Below are 23,873 nucleotides of genomic sequence, written 5' to 3'. Positions count from 1 at the left end.
CTGGAGCTGTGCTAACACATTGACATTTCATCAGCGTCACCGAGAATACAGCTCTTTGCGTTCCGACCAGAAAATACTGGAGTTTATCATCGCCCTTAATCCCTTTTCTGCACAGGCCAGAGCGGCTATTAAGCGAGGCGCTGCGCTGGCTGCGGCGTTATTGCTGGTCAGTTGCGCATCCGAACCGCCAAAATCGCTGGTGACCCCTTTTCCGCCGGTCACGAAACAGCCATTACCTGTGCCCGGCAAGCCAGCACAGCCTCAGGCTAATCAACCAATGCGGGGCGTCTGGTTAGCCACGGTGTCACGTCTTGACTGGCCACCCGTCGCGTCGGTGAATGGCACGAGTCCGGCGCTGCGTATCCGCATGCAGCAGCAATCCCTGACCGACAAGCTGGATAAGCTGAAAAGTCTGGGTATTAACACGGTATTTTTTCAGGTGAAGCCGGATGCCACGGCGCTCTGGCCCTCAAAAATCCTCCCCTGGTCCGATATGCTGACCGGCAAAATCGGTGAAGACCCGGGATATGATCCGCTGCAGTTTATGCTGGATGAGGCGCACAAGCGCGGCATTAAAGTTCATGCCTGGTTTAATCCCTACCGGGTATCGGTCAATACCAAACCCTCTACCGTCAGCGAACTGAACCGCACGCTTTCACTGCATCCGGCCAGCGTTTTTGTGCTGCACCGCGACTGGATCCGCACCGCAGGGGATCGCTACGTGCTCGATCCGGGCATTCCTGAGGCGCGTGACTGGATCACCAGCATTGTGGCCGAGGTGGTGGCGCATTATCCCATCGACGGTGTGCAGTTCGATGACTACTTCTATGCCGAATCAGCAGGTTCGCTGCTCAACGATAATCAGACCTTCAGTCGCTACGGGCAGGGCTTTGCTGGTAAAGCGGACTGGCGACGTCACAATACTCAGCAACTGATTGAGCAGGTGTCACGGACTATCAAACAGCTGAAGCCAGAGGTTGAATTTGGTGTCAGTCCGGCGGGCGTCTGGCGCAATCTGTCGCACGATCCTGCTGGTTCCGATACCCGAGGCGCCGCGGCGTACGACGAGGCCTTTGCGGATACCCGCCGCTGGGTGCAGCAGGGTCTGCTGGATTACATCGCCCCGCAGCTCTACTGGCCTTTTTCCCGTCAGGCTGCCCGATATGACGTGCTGGCAAACTGGTGGGCAGAGGTGGTGAAACCGACTAAAACCCGGCTCTACATCGGTCTTGCGCTCTACAAAGTCGGCGAGCCATCAAATATTGAACCTGACTGGACGCTTCAGGGTGGCGTGCCTGAACTGAAAAAGCAGCTCGACCTGAATGATTCAAATCCCAATATTGATGGCACCATTCTGTTCAGAGAGAACTATCTGAATCAGCCTCAGACTCAGCAGGCGGTAAGCTATCTTAAAAGCCGCTGGGGAGGCTGACATGCCCGGACAGCATGACCAGTACGGTTAAGTTTTTCCCTGTGACTTACTGCTATTGTTGCGCTATATAACAGGCTCTTTTCCTTATGTTTTCTTTAGGTTCCCAGCTATTCCGGGTATTACCGCGATAGCTGGCGAATCGCCAAAAAAAGCCAGTAACATTTGGGTATACTATTCCTCAATGTTCCTGTGGTTTCCCTTCACTTCCCTTTTTTCGTGTACATACTGGTGTACATAATTCCCAATCTCCTACGAATCTATGGCGCTCTCAGATGCTGCCCTGCGTTCAATGCTGGGCAAGGAAAATGAAAAAGTTCAGGTAAAAACGGATCGTGACGGACTATCTGCCCGGATATCCTGCAAAGGTCGAATCACCTTTCAGTACCGCTACCGCTGGAACGGGCAGGGCGAACGTGTTGATATTGGCACCTATCCCGCTACCAGTTTAAAAGATGCGCGTGAAGAGGCCACCCGACTGCGTGGCGAGCTTGAGCAAAACCGCAATCCTCGTTTACTAAAGCGCATGGCACGCAATGAGGCATATTCTGCGCTGACCGTTGAAGACGTGATCAGGGCATGGCTCGAAAGATATGGCGTCGAAAACAAGAGTGATTATCAGCAGGTATTGCGGTCATTTGAACTGCATCTTTTTCCGCAATTAGGCAGTGTTCCCCATGAGAATGCGCCCATTAGTATGTGGTTAAATTTACTGGAACCACTGGCACGAAAAGTGCCGTTTATTACGGTCCGGCTGTTGAGCAACGCAAAGCAGGCTCATAACTGGGCTGTGCGCCGCCAGTTAATCAAAACCTCACCATTAAGCGATCTGCGTGTTGCTGATTTAGGGATCATACTGACGCAGTGTGATCGTGTTTTATCCAGTGATGAAATCGTGACCATTTTCCGTGCGATGCAGGCCAGCAGGCTGGCGCCAAAATTTAAATTGCTGGTTCAGTTGTGCTTGCTGTTTGGTTGTCGTGGCGGTGAACTATCGTACGCAGAAAAGTACATTTTGATTTTGAAAAAAAGCTCTGGTCAATTCTGCCAACGCATCATAAAACCGGTAAACGCACGCGAAAGCCGCTGGTTAGACCAATCATTCCAGAGGCAAAGGAAATGCTGAAGAAATTATTCGATCACTCTTCCCATAGCCAGTATGCGATTGCAAAGAATCAGCGCGACGTGCCCCCAGGGGCGCGCCACCCCTTCTGATATTCCAGAATTAATAATTAACGCTGGGCGGCGGTACCTGGGCATTGAAATGGAACATTGGACATTACATGATTTGCGCCGAACGGCGCGCACCAATTTTTCCGAACTGACGGAGCCACATATTGCGGAAATAATGCTGGGGCACAAACTGCCGGGGATATGGCAGGTTTATGACAGGCATGACTATATTGAGGAACAGCGGCGCGCCTACTCGTTGTAGTGGGCGCGCGTCACGGCGTGGGTTTATGGGGAGGGTAAAGTGTCTGTGCTGGCGGCGCTATCTTCGCGATAACTCATGATGTCGCAGGTTCGAAACGTCAAACGGCTGCGGCGAACCGGTACCGGGAACGCGGGATTGTGAGGTCGCTTTGTGCGCCCGTTTACGGATACCCACTTGCGTATAGTTTGCGGCGCAACGCGCAATAGCAGGGCGGTTTCAGTCAGATTTAGATACGGCATCTGTAGTAGTGTTGCTATGTCAATTTTTGAATCTTCATGTGTCATTGCCGATTTAACTTTTTTCATTGTTTTTCGCTCTTTCTATTTCCAACCTGAACCAATGCCGTTGCGTCCAGGCTGGTGGCCAATGTAGTATTTCCCGCAATGTGGGCAGCGGTAAACGCTCATTTGCCCGCGATGGCCATATCTCTGATGTAGTTTTCGAATTGCTATCACAGCGCCCGCCACAGTCGTATGGCGGGCCTTTTCTTCACACTGTTTGCGTCTCAAGCGGCGCTTACTTGCCACAGTTAATCCCAGGCCAGTATTTCGGTGTGTACATGGTCTTCGGCGTCCAAATAACACTCCATTAGCTCGTTATCGTTTACAGCGTTAAATGCCGTATATCTGGCTTGCTCGCGGCAAAATGCTTTCCATGCTTTTTTGCTGCGAAAATGCGTATGCCAGCCATAGGTTTTGGTAACGTTGCGCCATGCTTTATTAGCCAGCCAGGCGTAATCCTCGTCGGAGTTGATGAAAACCCAGAAAAATTGATCCAGTCCGGCCACGTCGCAATACATGGCGGCACTCAGGTGGTAATCGCGGCTGATTATTTCGCGGGGCAGCCGCGCTTTAACCTGGTCCTGTTTAACGCCCCACATCGAAATAGTTTTCAGATCCAGACCGATGCGCGCAGTACCAGTATTGATTTCCACATCCGGACGCACGCGCAGTTCTAACCCGGTATCGTCATCAAAACCGAAATATGAGACTTCGCTTTCGCGGTTCGGATGCTGCAGCAGCAGCTCAATCGTAGGGTGTACCAGCAGGGCAGATCTCAGCGCTTTGGCGTGCTGCATTTGCTTCTGCGTAATCAGCGTGCGGCCGTCGTCGCTGCCCTTCCAGGTGGCGTAAATCTCGTCGGCAAACGTGGCGCCTGGGCGGATTTTTTTAACCGTGGCGATCAACTCTTCTTACGTGCCGGACGTGTTCACCAGCTGCGCTCAGTGGCCACCCGTTCCGGATCGATGGTTTCCAGCGTTGCCAGCAATTCGTCGCGGCTGCCTGTTGTTTTGGGCAGTGGCGGCAGCGTGAGCGGGGGCTATTTCTGTCATGAGTCTGATTTTTTCTGATTCGCATTATATCGGCGCCAGTACGATCGCCGGCGGTGGTGTTTTGCCATCAAACGCCCAACAACTGACGCCGGATGATTCCGCCAAAACGCTGACTATCAGCCTGCAGGCCAACGAGATAGATCCGCGCCTGACCTATACCGGGCCGGCGCATTTTTACCGGACCGAATCCGGACATCTGGCGCTCAGTGCTGCGAATGAATGGCCACTTGAATACGTCAACGGCATAGCAGCAGAGCGCCACGAACCAGAACCAGCGGCGACTAATCTGCAGGCATATAGCCGTGGGGCTACTGTCTCGGAGTACCTGGTAAAAAGCGACGATTTCGATCTGGTGATCGACACCACCGGCGCGCCTGATGGCGGCGCGATCGGGCGCATCCCGGTGGCCTGTAATTCCTACATCATTTCACAGGATGTAGATAGCGTTGAACATGTTCATCGGACGCAATATGGCGCATTACCAGATAACTGGCAGCGCAAGACGTTTGCTATTACCGCCACAAAACGATCTCGCCTGAGATTGCGTTACGGGCAGTCATACAGTCAATCAACGCCATCAATCTGGCAAACGCAAAATGCTGATTATGGCCAATGGCCAGCAGCTGGCGATTACGCGATCAGTTGGTTTGTTAAATCGGGTGATGGGGTCACGTTCCCCGCTGGATTTGCCCAGCTGGAGACGGGCGCATTATGTACATCCCCGATCGTAAATGAGACGACAGAGAAAAACAGCCGTGCAGCGTCTGCGGTTACGGTGAATACAGACGGTTATGTCTCAATGCGGATTGCATTCAGCAATGGCGATAGCGAGACGCACGACATTACCGGCGACACGTTTAATTTACCGCTGGCCACTGAGCATTGGGGGCTGCGTTATATCACCACAATTGAGCTAATGAGGTAGTCATGGGAGAGGCAGAAAACATCGCCGTTACAGAAGATTGGGCGGTAGTTTATGAGGGTACCGACGAACGCACGATCGCGGTTGTTTCCGGGCAGGCAGAAATCTGGACAACTGCAGATGTACCGGAAGAGAACGCGATCGGGTTAACCATGGCGACAGGTGGCGCGTCCTGCACGGGCAGTGGTCGAATTCTGGGCCGTGCTGTCTATGGCACACGCCGTGCCGTGTTTATTGTGCTGTGATGGCCATTCGTCGCTGGGCGCTATTTGGCGTCATTTTACTGGCTGCTGGCTGGGGCTGTGGCCAGATGCGCTGTCTGGCCGGCTGGTATGCACATGGAGATAAAATTAACCAACAGGCGCAGGAGAAACGCGAACGCGCGGCCACGACGCTGCAGGCGTCCGAAAATACCGCCGCTGCAGCTATTGCAGAACAGCAAATTGTTTACCGAACCATATACAGAGACGTAATTAAATATGTCAGCAAACCAGATCGTAATAAATGCGATTTTGATCCTGATGCTGTCCGGATGCGTCAGCGTGCCATCGACGCGGCCAACAATATCGCCGGATTTGATGTTACCACCATGCAAAATAAGTAATTCTGCTGTTAATAGCGATGATGATTTACTGGCTGATATTGCAACTGCAGAATGCGCTGCCCGCCTCCGAACGAATATTTACCGCTGGCAGGCGTACTACAAATCCATTTCTCAACAATGAGTTATGACGTTTGATCTGTATCATCGATCAATCTGCCAGAATTGATCGGCACAACCAGTTAGAGCCATTGTAAAACTGCGTATATTTTGATCACAGATACAGGGAGTTAAGTTCATGAAAAGGAGAACGGCGTGGAAGTTTGTAATAACGGGATGTGTGATAGCCTGGGTAATAACAATATGTTTAATAATGAAATTTTATAGAAAGTTTTTGTTTTTAATTTGATCTGCCAACACCAGCCCGGCTATTGCCGGGCTTTTTATTGCCTACGCTGTATGCCTTTCATTCCATGCGTCTGCATGCTGAATATTACCGTCTACAATTTTCCAGGTAATTTTTTCATATTGCATGCTCACACTTTCAACATGATTCATCTTATCATTTCCCGCTAACTTTACATTAGGCACGCCGCAATTGACGCCGGTTATTTTAACATTCTCCATTAAGACACTGTAATAACAAACTTCCTGCCCAGCATCATTTATATGGTAAAATTTAATCTCGGCGCTTTTTAGCGTCTGGCCTGTAGTTGCTGCTTTATAGAGATACGGCGTAGAGCTATCAACCTCTTTTTCAATCATCATAGGAGAGTGCTGCCGCGTACCGGTTATTCTGCCGTTTGCGCTGTCCACTGGCAGGTTAATGCCGTGGCTAAGCCCAATAATTTCGATACTGCCGTCACGGTCTTGTACGTCTACGGATCCTTTAATATCAGCGCCGCCGTCGTCTTTGAGCCACATGTATGGAGGAATTGGCATTTTATTTGCTCCTTAATTTTTTAAATAACTTCATTGTAAAAAAATAAATTGCTGATGTGATTAAAATTACAGTGGCTAAATCAATATAAAAATAAGCATCATACATTGATTCACTATTTACATCGCCACTGATGAACAAGGCTAATTTCTTGACGAGGTTTTGACTGATATATTTATCAGGGACTTTAACCGATAGCATCACTACGCTCATAATAAAAGCAAAAATAATTATTTTTGTAATGTTATGGACAAGTTTGCGTGCCATTAGCCACCACCTCTACCCAGCCTCGCGCCATTAGCGAGCGCATACAGGGAACCTGTATTAATGTTGTGTTCATCAGTGCAGTACGGATCATTGCAAAATCAGAGTTATGCGCAATGGTTATGCAACCTTCAGAGATTGTCCCAGGATGCAACCTAAACAGGCCGCGATATACGCCATCTATCCATGTACCATCGTCAATACTCCAGTCCTCGCGGTATAACGCAAACCATTCATCGCGCCCAAAGGCTGCACCGTGTCGAACCTTATTCCATGTGTCCTGAAATTGTGCTTTTTTTCTGGAGAAAAAGCCTCCTGCCCCACGATCAACAATCCAGTATTTTCCTGGGGGTAACGGCCCATCGCCCTTGATCGCACCACATGCCCCCTTATTACGGTAAATGCCATTACCAGAGAACGCCATGAATACGCCCACACCATAAAGATTGAATGGCGCATAATCAGCGCCGTTGAGAATCATTTTTCCATGAAGTGCCATGCTGAATCCCTTAGCAAAGAAAATGAGAGTACATCACCAACCAGCTAATCCTGTAACTAGCGCCTGTTATGGCAAGGTGATTAGCCATATTAAATGTATGGTCTATTGGTGATTATGTAAACAAGATTCAGGGAACTATCGTGCTGGAAAAAGTCACGACCACGATTGTAGCGGTGTATGAGCCGCTGCGGCCTACAATGTAAATTTGGCAACTTTCGCCATATAATTTTGAAGGTGTACATAGGCGTGTACATAATTAAAGACAGTCACAAAATCCTGCGGTAAAACCCATTAATTACCAAGCGTGTAGAAATAGTACTGTTATAGTTGCGCTTTATATGGGAGGAACCATGAGCGAACTGATTAATATTTTTACAAGTCATAAAAGTGAACGCAGTTTCACTGAGCAACCTGTCGATGAAGCGGTGCTGGATCGGATTATCAGTACTGCATACCGCGCACCGACATCAGTAAACTCACAGCAGGTTTCTGTAGTGATCACGCGTGATGCCGGACGTCGCGCAGAGATCGCCGCCATCGCAGGCGGTCAGCCATGGATCGCCAAAGCACCGGTGTTTATCACCTTTGTGCTGGACATGCATAAATCGGCGGTAGGAATGGCCGCTGTCGATCAGCAGCAGATTGCCCATCAGAGCATTGAGAGCATCGTGTCGGGTTCTACCGATATCGGTATTGCGCTGGGCTCGGTTATGGCCGCTGCGCGTGCAGAAGGTCTGGGCATTGTGCCGATTGGCGGAATTCGCCGCGATCCACAGGCGATGATTTCACTGCTGGAGCTGCCGCCGCTGACCTTCCCGGTTGCGGGAGTGGTCATCGGTCACGTTGATGAACCCGCTCATCAGAAACCACGTCTGCCAATAGCAACCTTCCGCCATGATGAGACCTATCAGACGCAGGGGCTGGAGCAGCAGATTGCAGCTTACAACGACGAGATGGTTCAGCACTGGAAAAACATCGGTCGTCACGACGGTGAGAGCTGGAGCGAAAGCGTCAGCGGTTACTATAAAAACATCTACTTCCCGGCTGTACTGCCCGCCCTGCTGAAACAGGGTTTCGGCACGGATAAATAATCCTTCCCACGCGAAGTGAAAAGTATCAGGCCATTCGTACAGTGTGACGGATGGCCTTTTTCATTTTGTTACTATAACGAAATGTGACTTTCTTCTTTGTAACACATAATTTCCCTGTTAACCGAAGCGCTACTGCCTTTAACACTTACCTTCCAGGGAAATAACATGTCTCAGCGTTCACTCTATGCGCTCTGTTTAATGAGCTTTTTTCTGGCCGATGTCCGCGATGGGTTAGGGCCTTTTCTGGGCATATTTCTGACGGAACGGCACTGGCGTCCTGATGAAATCGGACTGGTGATGACCTGTGGCGGCATCGCCGGACTTCTTGCCACGCTGCCTGCAGGGATAGCTGCCGATGCGACCCGCCATAAAAAAATGATTGTGCTGCTGGGTTGTCTGGTGATCACCGTTGCTACGCTGCTGCTGTGGTACAGCAATCAGACCTGGACGGCGATGGTCTCACAAATTGTGGCGGGAATTGCTGCGGCGTTTATCGGTCCAACCGTGGCGGGGATTACCCTGGGTCTGACCGGTCAGCGCGGCTTCAACCATCAGATGGGACGTAATGAAGCCTTCAATCATGGCGGTAATACCATTGCAGCATTGCTGGCGGGTTTTTCAGCCTGGTACTGGGGCATGGGTGCCGTCTTTATTCTGATGACAGTAATGGCGGTTTTTGCTGCCTTCGCCACCCTGGCGATTCGCGGTGATGAGATTGATAACGAGGTGGCGCGAGGCTATGAACAGAATGAAGAGCGTCAGCCAGCGCTGAGCTTATTGATGCTGATGCGTAAGCCAGCACTGATGATAGCGGGCGTAACGCTGCTGCTGTTTCATCTTGCCAATGCCGCACTGTTACCGATGCTGAGCATGCGCGTCGCCTCGGCAGGCGGACAGTCGGCGGTGAGTCCCGGTCTGTACGCTGCGGCAACGGTGGTGATTTCCCAGCTGGTGATGATCCCGGTCGCGCTGTGGGTCTCTAAACGGGTGGAAACGCACGGCTATCGCCTGTTTATCATGGTCGCCCTGATGATTTTACCGCTGCGCGCGGTGATTGCAGCAGGCTTTGCCGAACCGCTCTTTGTCATTCCGGTTCAGGTTCTGGATGGTATTGCGGCAGGGATTCTTGGCGTGGCGGTGCCGGGCTATATTGTGTCTCTGATGCGGGGGACCGGCCATGTGAATGCCGGGCAGAGCGTCATTATGCTGATGCAGGGCGCAGGTGCTGCGCTAAGCCCGGCCATGACCGGAGCGATCGCCGCACGTTATTCTTACAGCACTGCGTTTGCAGTTCTCGGAGCGATAGCCCTGGCGGCGCTGATTTTATGGTGGCGCACCGGTAGCTCGCCTGCCACCCGTCTTGCCTGATCAGGCACAAAAAAGGCTGCCCACTGGGCAGCCTCTTCTGGCAAATCCATCTGCGACCATCCGTTATTTATACAGTTCTGCGGTCATGTGAACACGGTTATTGGTGTTCGCTTCTGTAATTTTATACTGTGCGCCCTGTTCCTGAGCCTGAGCGGCGATTTTCGATTCTGCGCCATCCAGTGTGGAAGAGGTGACAGAAATGCTTTCGGCAAAGCTGCCAAATGAGATCAGTGAAAGAGTGGCAAGGGCGGCAATTGAGAGTGCTTTTACATTTTTCATGGTCATATTCCTGAGTTATGAATGAGGAGGATATTGGCCTCCGATGGGAATAATAGTAACTCAGGTTATCATATCAATATTAACTATTAGTGCGGCAATGGTGACCGTGCTAACTGTTTATTTGAGGGTCGGCCAGCGCGTGGGCTGTTTCTGCAACTACACCCCTGAACCAGCGATGTGCAGGATCGTCGCGATAGCGCGCATGCCAGCCCATTTCAACCGGAAAAGTGCCGAGGTCAACCGGCGCGGGAACAATTCTGAGCCGCTGATCTCGGGAAAGATGCTGACAGATCAGGCGAGGCAGGGTCGCGCAGTAGTCCGTGACCGCAATCATCTCCGGTACAGCCAGAAAATGTGTCACCGACACGGCAACCTGACGACGCAGGCCACGCTTTTCAAGTGCCTGATATAAACCTGCGCGCATACGGCCAGGCGGCAGGACATTAACGTGTTTGAGCTGCTCATACTGTTCTGCGCTGAGGTTTTCGCCCACCAGCGGATGATCTGCGCGTATCACACAGGCCAGACCTTCATTCATCAGGTGCTGCACAACCAGATTATCAGAAGGTTCAACGATACGACCCAGCACCATATCAGTATTGCCTGAAATTACGCCGGTTTCGGTTACGTCGTTGCCAAAAGGGGTAAGGCGAAGCCTGATACCGGGCGCACAGTCACGAAGACGTGCCACAATGGCAGGCATCATGATGAATTCAACATAGCTGTTAGGTGCGAGGGTAAAGAGTCGGGTGGCGTGCAGCGGATCAAAGTCCTGCTGGCCAAGAATCACCTTATCGATGGATGACAGGGCAGTACCAACCACCTGGGCCAGCTGTTCCGCTTTTGGTGTCGGGCGCATACCGTAGCGCTCGCGGATAAACAGGGGATCGTTGAGCGTTTCCCGCAGCCGGTTTAAGGCATTTGAAAGTGCCGGCTGGGTAATACCCAGCCGCTCTGCGGCGCGAGTGACATTGCGCTCTTCCATCATAACCAGCAAAACCGGCAGTAAATTCAGATCGTATTTCATTGAGTAATAATGCTGTGTGAATATCTAAAATTAAAGAAATAAATTACATAAATATTCTGAAGCGCGCCATGATTAACAGGTCACATGATTAACAGGTCAACAGAGAAGATAGCGGTTTACGCGCTGGTTCTGACTATCCTTAAACCTGAGACCGACTGACTGTTATACGGAGCATAAATGAAGATTTTAATGGTTTTGACCTCGCATGATGAGTTGGGCACCACTGGCAAGAAGACCGGTTTCTGGCTGGAAGAACTTGCGGCACCTTATTATGCATTCCTGGATGCGGGCGCTGAAATTACCCTGGCTTCACCGAAGGGCGGACAGCCTCCACTCGATCCAAAAAGTGACGAGCCCGATTCTCAGACTGATGAAACTCGTCGTTTTCATGCGGACTCTGCCGCTCAGGCCGCGCTGGCTTCGACCGTAAGGCTTGATACGGTTAATCAGGAAACGTTTGATGCCGTTTTCTATCCGGGGGGTCATGGTCCTTTATGGGATCTGGCCAACGATAAACACTCCATTTCGCTGATTGAGCAAACCCTGCAGGCTGGCAAGCCGGTGGCGCTGGTTTGTCACGCGCCAGGTGTTCTGCGCGATGTGAAAAACGCCGATGGCACCCCGCTGGTAAAAGGCAGGAAAGTCACCGGGTTTACTAATAGTGAAGAAGAGGGCGTTGGCCTGACTGACGTTGTGCCTTTCCTGGTGGAAGATGTACTGAAACAGAATGGCGGTCTTTACTCACGTGGTGATGACTGGCAATCCTACACTGTGCAGGACGGGTTGCTGATTACCGGACAGAACCCGGGTTCATCAGCCGAGACAGCCAAAGTTTTACTGGCAAGTCTGGTGAAATAAGCTCTTTAACGTATACAGAGTTCTGAGGGCGCCTGCGGGCGCCTTTCTTTATTGCGGGTATTAAGTGAGAAGATGAATAGTGACGGTATAAATTATTTGTTTTTAATCAATCAGGTTTCTATTTCTCTGCACGTTAATAATAAGCTTTCGGTCTGCTTTCGCGACTTAAATATAAATATTTTTGTTCCACTGAAAATATAAACATGTTTTTAAAACCAGTGTTGACATCATTTTTCATCTCCGTAAAGTAGGACTCATCAGCGGCATGCAGTTGCCCTGATAGACTGAAAAACCAAAGGCGTTATGAGTAAAGGTGCCGACAAATTTTTGAGTTGACGTTGTCGGTGGTTCTGTTAAACATTGTTCTTTGAAACTGTTCGTTAGTTAATGATAACCCTGTTAAATGGAGTCGAAGTAAGTCTTTAAGAAGTCTGTCGTTGGATGTTAGCAGCAAAAAGCATGCAACAGGACGCTTGTCGTATCGCGTCGCGATGATGTAAGGCCTCGTAGTTCTGAACGTTACGTTACGACAGGATACGATTGCGGTTTAAATGTCGTAATGAAAGTAAGGCAACGCATCAAAGAGTATATATCGCGATGGGGGTGTGCAGATTTATACGGGCCTGACCTGTCTTTGTCTCATTTAAGACTATCAGGTGGTTGAAACCGCTAATAATAATGACATTTCTGTATCGTGATCATTATTATCCGCAGGATCTGTTCATAAATAGCAGTACCTATCAATTAAGTTAGTTAATGTTAAATGCTAAATGTGTAGTACCTTAAAAGCCCTGACTATTCCTGTCAGGGCTTTTATCATTTAAGCCTGTCTGTCAGATTTTGCAGTTGGGTCATTATTGATTTTCATTTTCGAATTCTTGCCCGTTAACCACCACCTGCGCATTCGCGTATGCTTTATTTTTTCAGTTCAGGCATCCTCACCTTCGCTCTGCTGAGGGTCGTCATAAGACGTGGCTTTAGCAGGGTCATCTGGAGTGTTGCTGGCATTTACCGTGCGCAACACCCCAAGCGTTGAGATCAGCAATGAACATCACATCGACTCATAACAAGACATATCAGCTAGATGGCAGAGCTGATGCGGTCTGCCGTCTTCATCTGATCAAACGCTATGCGCTGATTAAAATCGGTCGTCATGATGACGAACAGCGAAAAGCACTGGAATAATCAAATGTCTGCCGGGTCGCTTATGGCAAAATCGACAATCTGCGCCATAGTCAGTATTCACCGATTAATTGCGCTTTAGCTTTTATTAAATCCAACGGCGCATAGTTATGCGTTACTTTAACAGAGGTTAAAATGTCTACAGAATCTCCAGAGGATATCTCCAGCGACCTGTCTCAGTTCGTTGGCACACATTTTGTTTATACCTATGATAATGGCTGGAAATATGAGTGGTACGCGCGCAATGAAACGACCTGCGACTACCGTATTCATCAGGGGCTGGTGGGTGGTCGTTGGGTGACTAACCAGAAAATGCACGCAGTGCAGTTTGCACCCGGCATCTATAAAGTAGACTGGCATGAACCCACCGGCACCTGCGTCAGCCTGCTGTTTGACCTGAATCGCACTCTTGTTCACGGCACTATTTTCTTCCCGCAGTGGATCGCCGGTGAAGGCCAGCATCCGGAAAAAACCATCTGCTATCAGAATGACTTCATTGAAGATATGCACCGCTTCCGCGACGAAGGCCCGGCTTATCCTTATGTGATCATTCCTGAGTTTGCGAAAGTGACTTACATGAAAAACGAAGGGCCGGATAACGATGAAGTGATCAATCAGGCACCGGGACAGATGCCTGCTGACTATTTTGATGGTAAGTAACTGATAGCACGACCCGCCGCTATGGGCGGGTCGCTTCGGCCTGGCGTGCCAGCGTGCGGGCCAGTATGGATGAATAGAGTGGTTTTCCCCCCAGAAACTGCGCCAGCAGCGTCGCGCCCAGACAGGTAATGATCATCGGCAGTATCAGCTGATAGTTATCGGTCATCTCCAGCACCAGCACGATCCCGGTTAGCGGTGCCCTTACCGAAGCCGCAAACAGTGCGCCCATCCCGGCAATCGCAAAGGTTCCCGCGTCCAGATGATACAATGGGAACAGGTCCGTCATCGCTACCCCAAAGGCTGTCCCGAGCAGCGTGCCCAGTGCCAGCATCGGCGCAAAGATACCGCCCGGCGCACCTGAGCCAAAACAGAGCAGGGTAGTGAGCAGTCTGACCACGAAGATGAGCAGCAGCAGGGTGAACGGAAATACACCATGAACCGCCTGTGGAATCAGTTCTGAGCCGCCGCCTGCGCCAGGCGCGAACAGCAGCGCCAGAACACCGCAGCCACCACCCAGTATTGCACCCGCCAGCACCACGCGTGCCGTTTTGCCGGCATAAAAGCGTGCAAAGAGGTCTTGCGTAATAAATATCAGGCGGTTAAACAGCACGCCGACCATGCCGATGATCATACCCAGCACCAGATACATCCACAGCGTCTGCACCGGCGCATCAGCCAGTTTGCCAACGGAAATCACCGCCTGTTCACCGTTGAAACAGCGAAACACGATGCTGGCCATAATCACACCGGTAAACACCGCTTTAATCGAAATCAGGTTATAGCGAAACTGCGGGCGCATCTCCTCGATGATAAACAGTATGCCGGCCAGCGGCGCGTTAAACGCGGCGGCCAGGCCCGCAGCCGCGCCCGTTGCCAGCAGCGTATGACGCGCTTCGTTGCTGCGCATCCCCAGAACATCAATCAACATGCGGCCAATGTTGCCGCCCAGCTGCACCGTTGGGCCTTCACGTCCCAGCACCATGCCGGCACCCAGCGTGCCCATGCCGCCAAAAAATTTCACCGGTATCACCCGCCACCAGCGCACAGGTCTCAGCTCTTCCAGCGCCCCTTCAATTTCGGGAATGCCGGAGCCACCCGCTTCGGGCGCAAAACGTCTGACAAGATAATAGCCGACCATCGCCAGCAATGCCGAAATGGTAAAAGCGGCGGCGTAGAGCATCCAGCCCTGAAAATGCGCGGGGATAAGCGTATCGGCGCGCCACTGCTGTATTGCTTCAACGGCCCGGGCAAATGCCACGCCCGCCAGACCGACCAGCGTACCAACCAGCGCGGCGCAAAACAGCATCGCCAGCGGCGTTTTGTCACGATAGAGCAGGGCGCGAAACATCCGGCTGCGCGCCGCCAGGGAACGGGGAACATAAACCGGCTGCGGTGATTCTTCATTCATTGAGAGGCATTCTTGTTCAATCAGACCAGCGTGCCAGTTTACTGAGTGATAAGGTGAAAACAAACGTCAGGATCAATTCCAGCCGGGAAAAGAGTTAATCGGTCTGCGGTGGACAAACCACTTGCGCCATGCGTTCGCGGTAGGCTGGGTTGTCCTGGTTTCTCAGCGCCTGAGCCGCGGCGGTCAGCGTGAGCTGATTCTGTTTCAGGTTCTGCTTGTCATTGAGAAATGTCTGGCGCAGTTTTTCATCTGAGTAGGCTGGAGGTATCTGACACTTCTGGCGCAGATCGTCGGTTATCTGCTGCTGACGCAGTGTAAACTGCAGCGTTTCATAGGGCCCGGCGGCCACAAGCATGGGACAGACTGACAGCAGCATAAACAGCGTATTGCGGATCATGTTCATGATGATCTCCTGACTGCTGAGGACAGGAAAGGCTCTTCGGCAGTTTACAGTTGAGTTTAATCGCATTGAGTGATGAGCCTGAGCAGCACCATCGACCGGGTGCGGCAATGTCGCCACGGTTGACGCAATAATCATAGCAATACTGGCGCGACAGGGAGCTGACATGCAGCCACATTCTACTGAAATTCTTACCGCTGACTGCTGTATCGTCGGCGGTGGCCCGGCCGGGTTGATGCTGGGCTATCTGTTTGCCCGCGCGGGCCTGCGCATCGTCGTCATCGAAAAGCACGCCGACTTTCTTCACGACTTTCGCGGTGACACCATCCACCCTTCGACGCTGGAAATAATGCATCAGCTCGGACTGCTGGAATCCTTCCTGACACTACCGCATCAGCGAGCCGAAAAGCTGGAGGCGGAAATTGCAGGACAAAGCATTACGATGGCTGACTTCTCACGTCTGCCGGTTCAGTGTCGTTTTATTGCCTTCATGCCGCAGTGGGATTTCCTGAACTATATGGCCGGGCAGAGTGCCCACTATCCGGCCTTCAGCCTGCTGCAGTCGACTGCCTTCGAATCGCTGATCGAAGAAAATGGCACGGTCAGCGGCGTGACGGCTTCACGCGGCAATCAGCAGTTGCATATCCGCTGCAAACTGGTGGTCGGTGCTGACGGTCGCCATTCGCGCGTACGTGACGCGGCCGGGCTGATCGGACAGGAATTTGGCGCTGCGCGCGATGTTATCTGGTTCCGCTTAAGTAAGCAGCCGCAGGATCCTGAGCTGGGCATGGGGCATAAAGGGCCGAAGCAGAACTTCATTGTTATCGATCGTGGCGACTACTGGCAGTGCGGTTTGACCATTCCGAAAGGGGAGTTTAAGGCGAAACAGGCCGCCGGTCTTGACGCATTTAAAGCAGAGGTGGCGGCGGTGTCGCCTTTTGAGTCAACGCGTATGACGGAAATCAAGAGCTGGGAGGCGTTTAAGCTGCTGTCGATAAAAATTGACCGGCTGGATACGTGGGCGAAACCTGGCGTGCTCTGCATTGGTGATGCTGCGCATGCCATGTCGCCGATTGGCGGGGTTGGCGTCAATCTGGCTATTCAGGATGCGGTGGCGACGGCGAATCTCCTTACCGCCCCTCTGAAAAGCGGTGAGCTGCAGCTGCGCGATCTGGAAAAAGTGCAGAAGCGCCGTCAGTTCCCCACTGTCGCCACGCAGTTTCTGCAGATTAAGATGAGCCGCAACAAAGCCAGAAGAAAAGCTGCGGGCAGCAGTAAGGTTCCGGCGATTATCCGTCGCCTGCCGTTTCTGCGTTTTGTGCTGGGCCGCCTGATCGGTCTTGGCTTCAGGACGGAGACACCGCAGGTTGCGCGGATGAAAGAAGAGCGTTAAATGATTTCGACAGCGATCAGATATCGTGCGACACTGTTTCGCTGTGAAAGTACTGTCAGGTTGAGCCGCTATTCATCTGATAATTGGGCGCTAATTGAGCATTATTAAGCTAAATTTATTTCGATTTTTGCGCCTGCATAGGAGAGGTTTCAGTGCATAACGAGCAAAATGGCAGCGACGTAAAACGTCTGAGCGCGATTAAGGCACTTCTGTCACCGGATGAAGCCCGGGATAAAGTGCTGGCGAGATTCGTGAATCTCGCCAGTCAGGTGCTGGGTATTTCGGGCAGCTTCATTTCGATTATTGACGATCATAATCAATACATTAAAGCGTCACGGAATTTCGATCTTAAACAATCAACTCGTGATGAGTCTCTCTGCCGCCACGTCGTGGATGGTGAGGGGCACCTGGTAGTGGTTGACACCTTACTGGATGAGCGCTTTGTCACGCACCCGTTTGTAAAAGGCGCTCCGCATATTCGTTTCTATGCGGGCGTTTCGCTGCAGAATATCGACGGCGCGATGCTGGGCACGCTCTGCGTGACCGACACGCAGCCACATCCTTTTGCAGATGAGAAACTCGCCACGCTACGCTCACTGGCGACGCTGGTGACTTCTTTTCTGGATGCCTGGAACAACGCAGGTTTTGCCGATGTCATAACGCACCTGCCAAATCGCCCAAAGCTGATTCGTGATATTCAGCAACTGACCGTTACCGCGCCCCACAGCCGTTTTCGCCTGATCCTGATTGACTGCCTCGATATCATTCGCGCGTATGAGCTTTCCCGCGCGGTGGGCATTGCGCCGATGGAAAAATTGCTCAGACAGATGGCTCAGGATGTGGCACACCGGCTCAATCTGTCTGAGAGCGAGGCGCTCTACTCATTCGCTCCTGGCCGTTTCGCCATTGTTCAGCCTTACTCAGGTCGTTATTCAGCGCATAACATGATCGATCTGTTTAAAGGCATGCGGGCCGACCTGGCGGAAAATATCACGCTCGACCTGGATATCTTTACCGGCGAAACAGAGTTTGTACCTGAACAGATGGATGCCAACGAAACGGTGCGTCAGGCCGTCAGCGCGTTACATGAAGCGATTGATGAGAATATCAGTGCGATGTCGTTTGACGAGAGTTACGACTCTCGGCGCACTGATGACTTTATGATCATGAACGATCTGGCTCAGGCGCTAAAGAAAGATGAAGAGCTCTATCTCGCCTGGCAGCCCAAAGTGTGTCTCAAAACCGGTAAAACGGTCGGGCTGGAGGCGCTGATACGCTGGAATCACCCTGAGCGGGGTGAGCTTTTCCCATCAGAATTTATTCCGTTAGCTGGCAAAACCAACCTGATCTCCGATTTGACCAACTGGGTTATCGATCACGCTGTTGAGCAACTGGCGCGCTGGAATCGTGAGTACGACCTGATTCCGGTCTCGATCAACGTCAGTGAGCGCGACTTTGCCAGGCCCGATTTTGCCGATCAGCTGGTGGCGAAATTAGCGGCAGCGCAGTTACCTAACTCGATTATGGGTATCGAGTGTCTGGAGAATGAGCTGATCACCAAAAGTGATGTGGCGATCAAAGGGCTGGAAGCGCTGAAATCGCACGGCTTTATGATCTCTCTGGATGATTTCGGCACCGGCTACAGCAATATCAGCTACCTGCAGGATATCCCGCTGGATGTGATTAAGATCGACCGATCGCTAATCTCGCGTATGGGCGAGGACGACGCATCTAAAATCATCGTCAGATGCATTATCCAAATGCTCAAAGAGCTGAATTACACCGTGCTGGCCGAAGGTGTGGAAGCAGAAGCCACGCTGGGACTGCTGAAAACCTACGGCTGCGATCAGATTCAGGGCTACTTCTTTTCAAAACCGCTGCCAGCCAGCGACATTGAACACTGGCTTTATCAGAAGTCACGCTAGTCAACCCGCCCGCAGCATCCGCTGCGGGCGCGCTTATCACTCACTGCCGATGGCGTAACGCTCAACCGGCGTAATGTGTTTAATCAGCTTGTTATCAAACAAAAATTGCTCATAAGTCTGATAGCGTGCGCGATCCAGTTTTGCCGGATCGGCGGCGAACAGCGGCAGCGTGGCCTGCCATGCCTGATGATTTAGCGGTGTGTTCAGCTCCGGATGCGCCTGTGCAAATGCCTGCCAGCTCTCTTCAGAATGTGCCTGCAACTCTGCATTTCCCTTCTTCAGTGCCCGCAGAAATTTTTTAATTTTCGCCGAATGCGCCTCATCACGGTTAGCAACGATTATCAGCTCGTCATAGGCCGGCACGCCATAATCCTCGACGTTCCATACCACCGGATCTTTGCCAGCAAGTTTCATTTCCAGTGCTTCGATATTGCGATAGCCGCCAATGACCGCATCAACCTGTCCGGTCATCAGAGCGCTGGTGAGTTGAAAATTGACGTTAACACGCTTTACCTGATCGGCCTTAATGCTGTCATGGCTCAGCATGGTCGCCAGCGTTGCTTCTTCAATGCCGCTGACTGAATAGCCAATGCGTTTTCCTTTTAAATCCGCTGGTTTTTTCACCGCTTTGTCCAGCGTTATCAGCGTATTCAGCGGCGTATTAATCAGCGTGCCCACCCGCACCAGCGGCAGACCCTGGTCGGCGAAGAAATGCAGCTGCGGCTGATACGTTAGCGCTAAGTCCGCCTGCTTAGCGGCCACCAGACGCGGCGGTAGCGCGGGGTCGGAAGGCGGCACAATGTTAACCTCCAGACCCTCAGCGGCAAACGCACCGGTCTGCTGAGCCACCATAATGGGTGCATGATCGGGGTTGATATACCAGTCGAGCACCAGCGTCAGTTTTTCCATCGCCTGAGTCTGCGAGGTTAAGGCAGCGCTGAACAGCAGGACAATCAGGGGCGTTTTAGTCATAGGTTTTCTCATCAGTAGGGTCGTCAGTGTGGCTCGGGAGTCCAGGTAATCAGGCGGCGAAGCAGAAGATCGATAATCAGCCAGAGTGTCAGCGTCATCAGCACCAGAATAAACAGGGCGGCGAAACAGAGGTCGCTCTGCATCCGGGCGTTGGCATTCAGCATCACGTAGCCCAGCCCTTCAGCCGATCCGACCCATTCACCAATGATGGCACCAATCGGCGCGACGGCCGCTGCCATCCGTAAGCCCGAACCCAGGGCAGGCAGTGCGGCTAACAGCCGGACATGACGCAGTTGTGCTATGCGTGAAGCGCCCATCGTGCGAGCCAGATCGAGATAGCCGGGTGTTGCGCGACGCAGGCCATCAAAAAAAGCGGAGGTTACAGGAAAGAAGATCACCAGTACCGCCATCGCGACTTTGGCGCTCATGCCGAAGCCAAACCAGAGGACCAGCAGCGGTGCCAGGGCAAATACCGGTATCGCCTGGCTGGTGATCACCAGCGGCATCATCCAGCGCTGTAACCGCGGCGAAAAGGTCATGCCCAGTGCCAGCATCGCGCCCAGCAGCACGCCGAGCGCCATACCGCTGAGGATTTCAGTCAGGGTAATCAGGCTGTGATGGCTGAGATAGTCAGCGTTGTCCCACAGTGCGCTAGCAACCGCAGCGGGCGAGGGCAGCAGAAAGGCCGGAACGGAAGTGAGTGTGGCGAGCCACCACAGCGCAATCAATCCGGCAGAGAGCATGATTCCACGGCGAAGCGCGGCGAAACGTAATCTCATCCGCCCAGCCTGCTTAGCTGCTTCAGCAAAGTGGCCTGACTCTGGATCACGCTGATGTCGTCTGCTGCCCGTGGTGGCAGGCCCCGGAGTGGCGGGCAGGTATCAATGCCTGCTGCACCCATTACCAGCAGGTGATGACTGAGGCGACAGGCTTCCGCGGCATCATGAGTGATCAGCAGCACGGTATGACCGACCAGCACCTCTGCCGCCAGGGTCTGGATCTGTGTCCGGGTCAGTGCATCCAGCGCGGAGAAAGGCTCATCCATCAGCACAATCGGCTGACGGGTGTAGAGGGTACGCGCCAGCGCTACTCGCTGACGCATCCCGCCCGAAAGCGTCGCGGGTCGCGCACGGGCACAGTGGCTCAGTCCCACCCGTGCCAGCAGATGCTGCGCCAGGTCGCGATCGGCTTTCTTACCTTTCAGACGGCTGGCGAGGCAGACGTTCTGTTCCACCGTCAGCCACGGATAGAGCAAATCCTGTTGCCCCATCCAGGCGATGCGTCCGGCCAGCGGCAGACCATCGCTGCCGTTAATCTGTCCCGAAGTGGGCGGCGTCAGACCGGCAATCACCCGCATCAGGCTGCTTTTACCTACGCCGCTGGCACCCAGCAAAGCGGTAAATGCACCGCCGGCGATATCCAGATTAAGCTCGCTGAACAAGGGCCGCTGATCCAGCGTCAGGCAGAGCTGGCGAACGGAAATACCCGGCGGCACGGCATCATTCAACGGCTTCATGAGCTGACCCGCAGACAGTCAGCGTGATTAAGACCCATCTGCCAGAATGCGGCTTCCAGCCGGGTTGCGGTAGTAAAAATCTCCGACAGTGCGTTGATACGCTGTTCACCGGCGCGCTGCTGGGCCAGGGTTTCAAACAGCAACAGTGAGGAACCTACGCCCGCCAGGTAGGATTCATCGCCGTAATTCTCAATCCATGCGGCGTAAGGATTCCCCTCTAAGCGGGTCGCCGGATCGTCCAGTAGCCTCAGGCCGATTTCTGCATAACCGGCGACGCACGGCATCAGCGCCGTCATCAGCTCCAGCACATCTCCGGTGTGACCCACGTCCAGCACGTAACGGGTATAGTTGATTGTTTCCGTTGCCTCAGGTTCGCCTGCAACCGCCTCTTCGCTGATGCCCCATTGCTGGCAGTAAGCGAGATGCAGCGGCAGTTCGCTGACAATGGCGTTCAGCGATGCCGTCGCGCTGCGTAACGCAGCCGGTTCAGAGAGTTTACTGATCAACAGGCCCCACGCACGGGCGAAGTGCAGCAGGAAAAGATAATCCTGGGTGAGATAGTGGCGGAAAGCGGCGGGTGGCAGCGTACCCTGACCGAGCTGCTGCACAAAATTGTGTCTGACATAATCGTGCCATTGCGTGCCCGCCTGCTGGCGCAGACATCCATAAAAGCCAGTTTTGAAAAGCGGATGTAACATAGGATCTCCAGTAGCAGGGAGATCCGGGCATACGGTCTGGAACAGGGGATAGAGCAGGAGATGAGGCAGAAAAATCTGCCGACCCGTCCCTTCGCTGGCATGACCCAGATCAGGTTCAAAGGGTTCGGCTTGCGCCATCTCAGCCCATTGCAGGACACCCCTCGGAGGCATTCGTTATACGACAATTATTGCCGGAGCACAATGTATGCGTGAGCGTTCAGCTCCGGCACGGCTGATGCGGGACATGTCATTCAGATATGACTTTTATATGACAATGTCACGCAAGATCAGCCCCGTTACTGGCAATCACTTTCTTATACCACCAGAAAGATTTCTTCCGCGTGCGCGCCAGCGTGCCGTTGCCCAGATCGTCGCGGTCAACGTAGACGAAACCGTAGCGCTTGCTCATTTCACCGGTTGAGGCGGCAACCAGATCGATGCAGCCCCAGCTGGTGTAACCCATCACAGGCACGCCATCTTCAATGGCATCGCCCATGGCACGGATATGCTCCCGCAGATAGCTGATGCGATAGTCGTCATTGATCTCGCCATTCGCATCGATTTCATCGCGCGCGCCCAGTCCATTTTCTACCAGGAAAAGCGGCTTCTGATAACGGTCGTACATCATATTCATGGTGATGCGTAAGCCCAGCGGATCGATGCCCCAGCCCCACTCACTGCGTGGCACATGGGGATTGGTCAGGGATTTCACCACATTAGCAGCACTACTGTTCTGCTCGTTCATTTCCGCCGAGGCGCAGCGAGAGGCGTAATAACTGAACGAGACAAAGTCGACGCTATTTTTCAGGATTTCGGCATCGCCGTCAGCGATCTCAAGCGTGACGCCTTTTTCCCGGAACACGCGCGCAGCGTAAGCCGGATAAGCACCGCGTGCCTGCACATCAATGAAAAACAGGTTTTCACGATCCTTCTCCAGCGCTGCCCAGACATCCTCCGGTTTACTGGACCATGGATAGAAGTTGCCCCCTGCAAGCATACAGCCGACCTGATTCGCCGGGTTCACTTCATGCGCGATTCGCGTAACCAGCGCGCTGGCAACCAGCTCATGATGCGCCGCCTGATACTTCACCTGCTCCCTGTTTTCACCCGGCTCGAAGACCAGCCCCGCCCCGGAAAACGGGCTGTGCAGCAGGATGTTAATCTCGTTGAAGGTCAGCCAGTATTTCACCAGGCCATCAAACGCCTCGAAACAGCTGCGGGCATAGCGCGCAAAGAAGTCGACCATTTTGCGATTGCGCCATGAGCCATACTCGGTCACCAGATGCATCGGCACATCGAAATGACAGAGCGTAACCAGCGGTTCGATATTATATTTCCGGCACTCCTCAAAGACCGCGCGGTAAAAAGCGATGCCTTCCGGGTTGGGCGTCAGTTCGTCGCCGTTGGGATAGAGGCGGCTCCAGGCAATGGACGTGCGGAACACGCTGAACCCCATTTCCGCCATTAGTGCGATATCCTCCGGATAGCAGTGATAGAAATCGATGGCATCATGGCTGGGATAAAATTCATCATCACGCAGGGTAAAGCGCTTTTCCAGACCCAGTTTAACCGCCATACGGTGTGGGCCATGCGGGATCATATCGACGGTGGTTAAGCCCTTTCCGCCCTCACGAAAACCGCCTTCACTCTGGTTGGCGGCTAACGCGCCGCCCCATAAAAACCCTTGCGGGAACCTTGACTCAGACATGCAATCCTCTTTTCCGGGTCAGCGT

23 protein-coding genes, 1 pseudogene and 1 riboswitch are annotated in these 23,873 nt (G+C 52.7%); of the genes and pseudogenes, 11 read left to right on the top strand and 13 right to left on the bottom strand.

The window, feature by feature from the left end:
- Positions 1 to 55: 55 nt before the first annotated feature.
- The gene (locus F3I44_RS15085; RefSeq protein WP_150011697.1) at positions 56 to 1,432 is read left to right on the top strand and encodes a glycoside hydrolase family 10 protein; all 1,377 of its coding nucleotides are present in this window, start codon (positions 56 to 58) and stop codon (positions 1,430 to 1,432) included.
- A gap of 259 nt (positions 1,433 to 1,691) precedes the next feature.
- Positions 1,692 to 2,864, top strand: a pseudogene (locus F3I44_RS15080) (tyrosine-type recombinase/integrase).
- 529 nt (positions 2,865 to 3,393) lie between these two features.
- On the opposite strand, the gene F3I44_RS15070 reads toward F3I44_RS15080, so the two are convergent.
- Positions 3,394 to 4,050 carry a PD-(D/E)XK nuclease-like domain-containing protein gene (locus F3I44_RS15070; RefSeq protein WP_150011693.1) on the bottom strand — a complete coding sequence of 219 codons (657 nt, stop codon included), beginning with the start codon at positions 4,048 to 4,050 and terminating at the stop codon, positions 3,394 to 3,396.
- Between the two features lie 145 nt (positions 4,051 to 4,195).
- On the opposite strand from F3I44_RS15070, the gene F3I44_RS15065 reads away from it, so the two are divergent.
- Genes F3I44_RS15065 through F3I44_RS15055 form a run of 3 tightly spaced genes read left to right on the top strand, consistent with a single transcriptional unit; the run spans position 4,196 to position 5,723 of the window.
- The gene (locus F3I44_RS15065; protein WP_150011691.1) at positions 4,196 to 5,122 is read left to right on the top strand and encodes a hypothetical protein; all 927 of its coding nucleotides are present in this window, start codon (positions 4,196 to 4,198) and stop codon (positions 5,120 to 5,122) included.
- 2 nt (positions 5,123 to 5,124) lie between these two features.
- Positions 5,125 to 5,364 carry a hypothetical protein gene (locus tag F3I44_RS15060; protein WP_150011689.1) on the top strand — a complete coding sequence of 80 codons (240 nt, stop codon included), beginning with the start codon at positions 5,125 to 5,127 and terminating at the stop codon, positions 5,362 to 5,364.
- Positions 5,364 to 5,723, top strand: coding sequence for a hypothetical protein (locus F3I44_RS15055; protein ID WP_150011687.1), 360 nt, complete (start codon positions 5,364 to 5,366; stop codon positions 5,721 to 5,723). Before F3I44_RS15060 ends, F3I44_RS15055 begins: the two co-directional genes overlap by 1 nt.
- Positions 5,724 to 6,110: 387 nt before the next feature.
- Here the strand turns inward: F3I44_RS15055 and F3I44_RS15050 are convergent, their stop codons facing one another.
- From F3I44_RS15050 to F3I44_RS15040, 3 genes are read right to left on the bottom strand one after another with little or no spacing between them, the layout of a single operon-like run.
- Positions 6,111 to 6,602, bottom strand: a complete 492-nt coding sequence (locus tag F3I44_RS15050; protein ID WP_150019466.1) for a type VI secretion system tube protein TssD — start codon at positions 6,600 to 6,602, stop codon at positions 6,111 to 6,113.
- Position 6,603: 1 nt separating this feature from the next.
- Positions 6,604 to 6,867, bottom strand: a complete 264-nt coding sequence (locus tag F3I44_RS15045) for a hypothetical protein (protein ID WP_223811675.1) — start codon at positions 6,865 to 6,867, stop codon at positions 6,604 to 6,606.
- The gene (locus F3I44_RS15040) at positions 6,845 to 7,363 is read right to left on the bottom strand and encodes a DUF2778 domain-containing protein (RefSeq protein WP_150011685.1); all 519 of its coding nucleotides are present in this window, start codon (positions 7,361 to 7,363) and stop codon (positions 6,845 to 6,847) included. The genes F3I44_RS15045 and F3I44_RS15040 overlap by 23 nt, the downstream gene beginning before the upstream one ends.
- Positions 7,364 to 7,713: 350 nt before the next feature.
- Between F3I44_RS15040 and F3I44_RS15035 the strand changes: the two genes are divergently transcribed.
- Positions 7,714 to 8,454 carry a nitroreductase family protein gene (locus F3I44_RS15035; protein WP_150011683.1) on the top strand — a complete coding sequence of 247 codons (741 nt, stop codon included), beginning with the start codon at positions 7,714 to 7,716 and terminating at the stop codon, positions 8,452 to 8,454.
- Between the two features lie 165 nt (positions 8,455 to 8,619).
- Positions 8,620 to 9,822 carry an MFS transporter gene (locus F3I44_RS15030; RefSeq protein WP_150011681.1) on the top strand — a complete coding sequence of 401 codons (1,203 nt, stop codon included), beginning with the start codon at positions 8,620 to 8,622 and terminating at the stop codon, positions 9,820 to 9,822.
- Positions 9,823 to 9,885: 63 nt separating this feature from the next.
- Here the strand turns inward: F3I44_RS15030 and F3I44_RS15025 are convergent, their stop codons facing one another.
- Both F3I44_RS15025 and F3I44_RS15020 read right to left on the bottom strand, forming a co-directional pair.
- The gene (locus tag F3I44_RS15025) at positions 9,886 to 10,101 is read right to left on the bottom strand and encodes a YdgH/BhsA/McbA-like domain containing protein (protein ID WP_150011679.1); all 216 of its coding nucleotides are present in this window, start codon (positions 10,099 to 10,101) and stop codon (positions 9,886 to 9,888) included.
- Between the two features lie 109 nt (positions 10,102 to 10,210).
- Positions 10,211 to 11,128: a LysR substrate-binding domain-containing protein gene (locus F3I44_RS15020; protein ID WP_150011677.1), complete on the bottom strand. Its 918-nt coding sequence runs from the start codon at positions 11,126 to 11,128 to the stop codon at positions 10,211 to 10,213.
- Between the two features lie 177 nt (positions 11,129 to 11,305).
- On the opposite strand from F3I44_RS15020, the gene F3I44_RS15015 reads away from it, so the two are divergent.
- Positions 11,306 to 11,986: a type 1 glutamine amidotransferase domain-containing protein gene (locus F3I44_RS15015; RefSeq protein ID WP_150011675.1), complete on the top strand. Its 681-nt coding sequence runs from the start codon at positions 11,306 to 11,308 to the stop codon at positions 11,984 to 11,986.
- Positions 11,987 to 13,303: 1,317 nt separating this feature from the next.
- The gene (locus F3I44_RS15010; protein ID WP_150011673.1) at positions 13,304 to 13,828 is read left to right on the top strand and encodes a phenolic acid decarboxylase; all 525 of its coding nucleotides are present in this window, start codon (positions 13,304 to 13,306) and stop codon (positions 13,826 to 13,828) included.
- A 19-nt stretch (positions 13,829 to 13,847) separates the two neighbouring features.
- Here F3I44_RS15010 and clcA read toward each other — a convergent pair whose 3' ends face one another.
- Together clcA and F3I44_RS15000 are read right to left on the bottom strand one after the other, a co-directional pair.
- Positions 13,848 to 15,236: a H(+)/Cl(-) exchange transporter ClcA gene (gene clcA, locus F3I44_RS15005; protein ID WP_150011671.1), complete on the bottom strand. Its 1,389-nt coding sequence runs from the start codon at positions 15,234 to 15,236 to the stop codon at positions 13,848 to 13,850.
- A gap of 94 nt (positions 15,237 to 15,330) precedes the next feature.
- Positions 15,331 to 15,639: a YicS family protein gene (locus F3I44_RS15000; RefSeq protein ID WP_150011669.1), complete on the bottom strand. Its 309-nt coding sequence runs from the start codon at positions 15,637 to 15,639 to the stop codon at positions 15,331 to 15,333.
- Positions 15,640 to 15,802: 163 nt separating this feature from the next.
- Between F3I44_RS15000 and F3I44_RS14995 the strand changes: the two genes are divergently transcribed.
- Entirely contained in the window at positions 15,803 to 17,029 is a 1,227-nt protein-coding gene (locus F3I44_RS14995) for an FAD-dependent oxidoreductase (protein ID WP_150011667.1), read from the top strand.
- 152 nt (positions 17,030 to 17,181) lie between these two features.
- The gene (locus F3I44_RS14990) at positions 17,182 to 18,954 is read left to right on the top strand and encodes an EAL domain-containing protein (RefSeq protein WP_150011665.1); all 1,773 of its coding nucleotides are present in this window, start codon (positions 17,182 to 17,184) and stop codon (positions 18,952 to 18,954) included.
- A gap of 36 nt (positions 18,955 to 18,990) precedes the next feature.
- Here the strand turns inward: F3I44_RS14990 and F3I44_RS14985 are convergent, their stop codons facing one another.
- From F3I44_RS14985 to F3I44_RS14965, 5 genes are all read right to left on the bottom strand, one after another.
- The gene (locus F3I44_RS14985; protein WP_150011663.1) at positions 18,991 to 19,926 is read right to left on the bottom strand and encodes an ABC transporter substrate-binding protein; all 936 of its coding nucleotides are present in this window, start codon (positions 19,924 to 19,926) and stop codon (positions 18,991 to 18,993) included.
- Positions 19,927 to 19,949: 23 nt separating this feature from the next.
- Complete coding sequence (locus tag F3I44_RS14980; protein ID WP_150011661.1) at positions 19,950 to 20,705, bottom strand: ABC transporter permease; 756 nt, start codon at positions 20,703 to 20,705, stop codon at positions 19,950 to 19,952.
- On the bottom strand, positions 20,702 to 21,442 hold the full coding sequence (locus tag F3I44_RS14975) for an ABC transporter ATP-binding protein (protein WP_150011659.1): 741 nt from the start codon (positions 21,440 to 21,442) through the stop codon (positions 20,702 to 20,704). Before F3I44_RS14975 ends, F3I44_RS14980 begins: the two co-directional genes overlap by 4 nt.
- Positions 21,439 to 22,140, bottom strand: coding sequence for a thiaminase II (gene tenA / locus F3I44_RS14970; RefSeq protein WP_150011657.1), 702 nt, complete (start codon positions 22,138 to 22,140; stop codon positions 21,439 to 21,441). Before tenA ends, F3I44_RS14975 begins: the two co-directional genes overlap by 4 nt.
- A 69-nt stretch (positions 22,141 to 22,209) precedes the next feature.
- A riboswitch (TPP riboswitch) is annotated at positions 22,210 to 22,312 on the bottom strand.
- A gap of 105 nt (positions 22,313 to 22,417) precedes the next feature.
- The gene (locus F3I44_RS14965; protein WP_150011655.1) at positions 22,418 to 23,848 is read right to left on the bottom strand and encodes a 6-phospho-beta-glucosidase; all 1,431 of its coding nucleotides are present in this window, start codon (positions 23,846 to 23,848) and stop codon (positions 22,418 to 22,420) included.
- Between the last annotated feature and the right edge of the window lie 25 nt (positions 23,849 to 23,873).

Origin of the sequence: Pantoea sp. F_5, from assembly GCF_008631595.1 — a bacterium.
Lineage (GTDB): Bacteria > Pseudomonadota > Gammaproteobacteria > Enterobacterales > Enterobacteriaceae > Pantoea > Pantoea gossypiicola.
This window is presented reverse-complemented; position numbering and strand designations above follow the sequence as displayed.

Coding starts and splice junctions, on each gene's coding strand:
- F3I44_RS15065 (WP_150011691.1), top strand. CDS start 4,196: ATGAGTCTGATTTTTTCTGATTCGCATTATATCGGCGCCAGTACGATC.
- F3I44_RS15060 (WP_150011689.1), top strand. CDS start 5,125: ATGGGAGAGGCAGAAAACATCGCCGTTACAGAAGATTGGGCGGTAGTT.
- F3I44_RS15055 (WP_150011687.1), top strand. CDS start 5,364: ATGGCCATTCGTCGCTGGGCGCTATTTGGCGTCATTTTACTGGCTGCT.
- F3I44_RS15050 (WP_150019466.1), bottom strand. CDS start 6,602: ATGCCAATTCCTCCATACATGTGGCTCAAAGACGACGGCGGCGCTGAT.
- F3I44_RS15045 (WP_223811675.1), bottom strand. CDS start 6,867: ATGGCACGCAAACTTGTCCATAACATTACAAAAATAATTATTTTTGCT.
- F3I44_RS15040 (WP_150011685.1), bottom strand. CDS start 7,363: ATGGCACTTCATGGAAAAATGATTCTCAACGGCGCTGATTATGCGCCA.
- F3I44_RS15035 (WP_150011683.1), top strand. CDS start 7,714: ATGAGCGAACTGATTAATATTTTTACAAGTCATAAAAGTGAACGCAGT.
- F3I44_RS15030 (WP_150011681.1), top strand. CDS start 8,620: ATGTCTCAGCGTTCACTCTATGCGCTCTGTTTAATGAGCTTTTTTCTG.
- F3I44_RS15025 (WP_150011679.1), bottom strand. CDS start 10,101: ATGAAAAATGTAAAAGCACTCTCAATTGCCGCCCTTGCCACTCTTTCA.
- F3I44_RS15020 (WP_150011677.1), bottom strand. CDS start 11,128: ATGAAATACGATCTGAATTTACTGCCGGTTTTGCTGGTTATGATGGAA.
- F3I44_RS15015 (WP_150011675.1), top strand. CDS start 11,306: ATGAAGATTTTAATGGTTTTGACCTCGCATGATGAGTTGGGCACCACT.
- F3I44_RS15010 (WP_150011673.1), top strand. CDS start 13,304: ATGTCTACAGAATCTCCAGAGGATATCTCCAGCGACCTGTCTCAGTTC.
- clcA (WP_150011671.1), bottom strand. CDS start 15,236: ATGAATGAAGAATCACCGCAGCCGGTTTATGTTCCCCGTTCCCTGGCG.
- F3I44_RS15000 (WP_150011669.1), bottom strand. CDS start 15,639: ATGAACATGATCCGCAATACGCTGTTTATGCTGCTGTCAGTCTGTCCC.
- F3I44_RS14995 (WP_150011667.1), top strand. CDS start 15,803: ATGCAGCCACATTCTACTGAAATTCTTACCGCTGACTGCTGTATCGTC.
- F3I44_RS14985 (WP_150011663.1), bottom strand. CDS start 19,926: ATGACTAAAACGCCCCTGATTGTCCTGCTGTTCAGCGCTGCCTTAACC.
- F3I44_RS14980 (WP_150011661.1), bottom strand. CDS start 20,705: ATGAGATTACGTTTCGCCGCGCTTCGCCGTGGAATCATGCTCTCTGCC.
- F3I44_RS14975 (WP_150011659.1), bottom strand. CDS start 21,442: ATGAAGCCGTTGAATGATGCCGTGCCGCCGGGTATTTCCGTTCGCCAG.
- tenA (WP_150011657.1), bottom strand. CDS start 22,140: ATGTTACATCCGCTTTTCAAAACTGGCTTTTATGGATGTCTGCGCCAG.
- F3I44_RS14965 (WP_150011655.1), bottom strand. CDS start 23,848: ATGTCTGAGTCAAGGTTCCCGCAAGGGTTTTTATGGGGCGGCGCGTTA.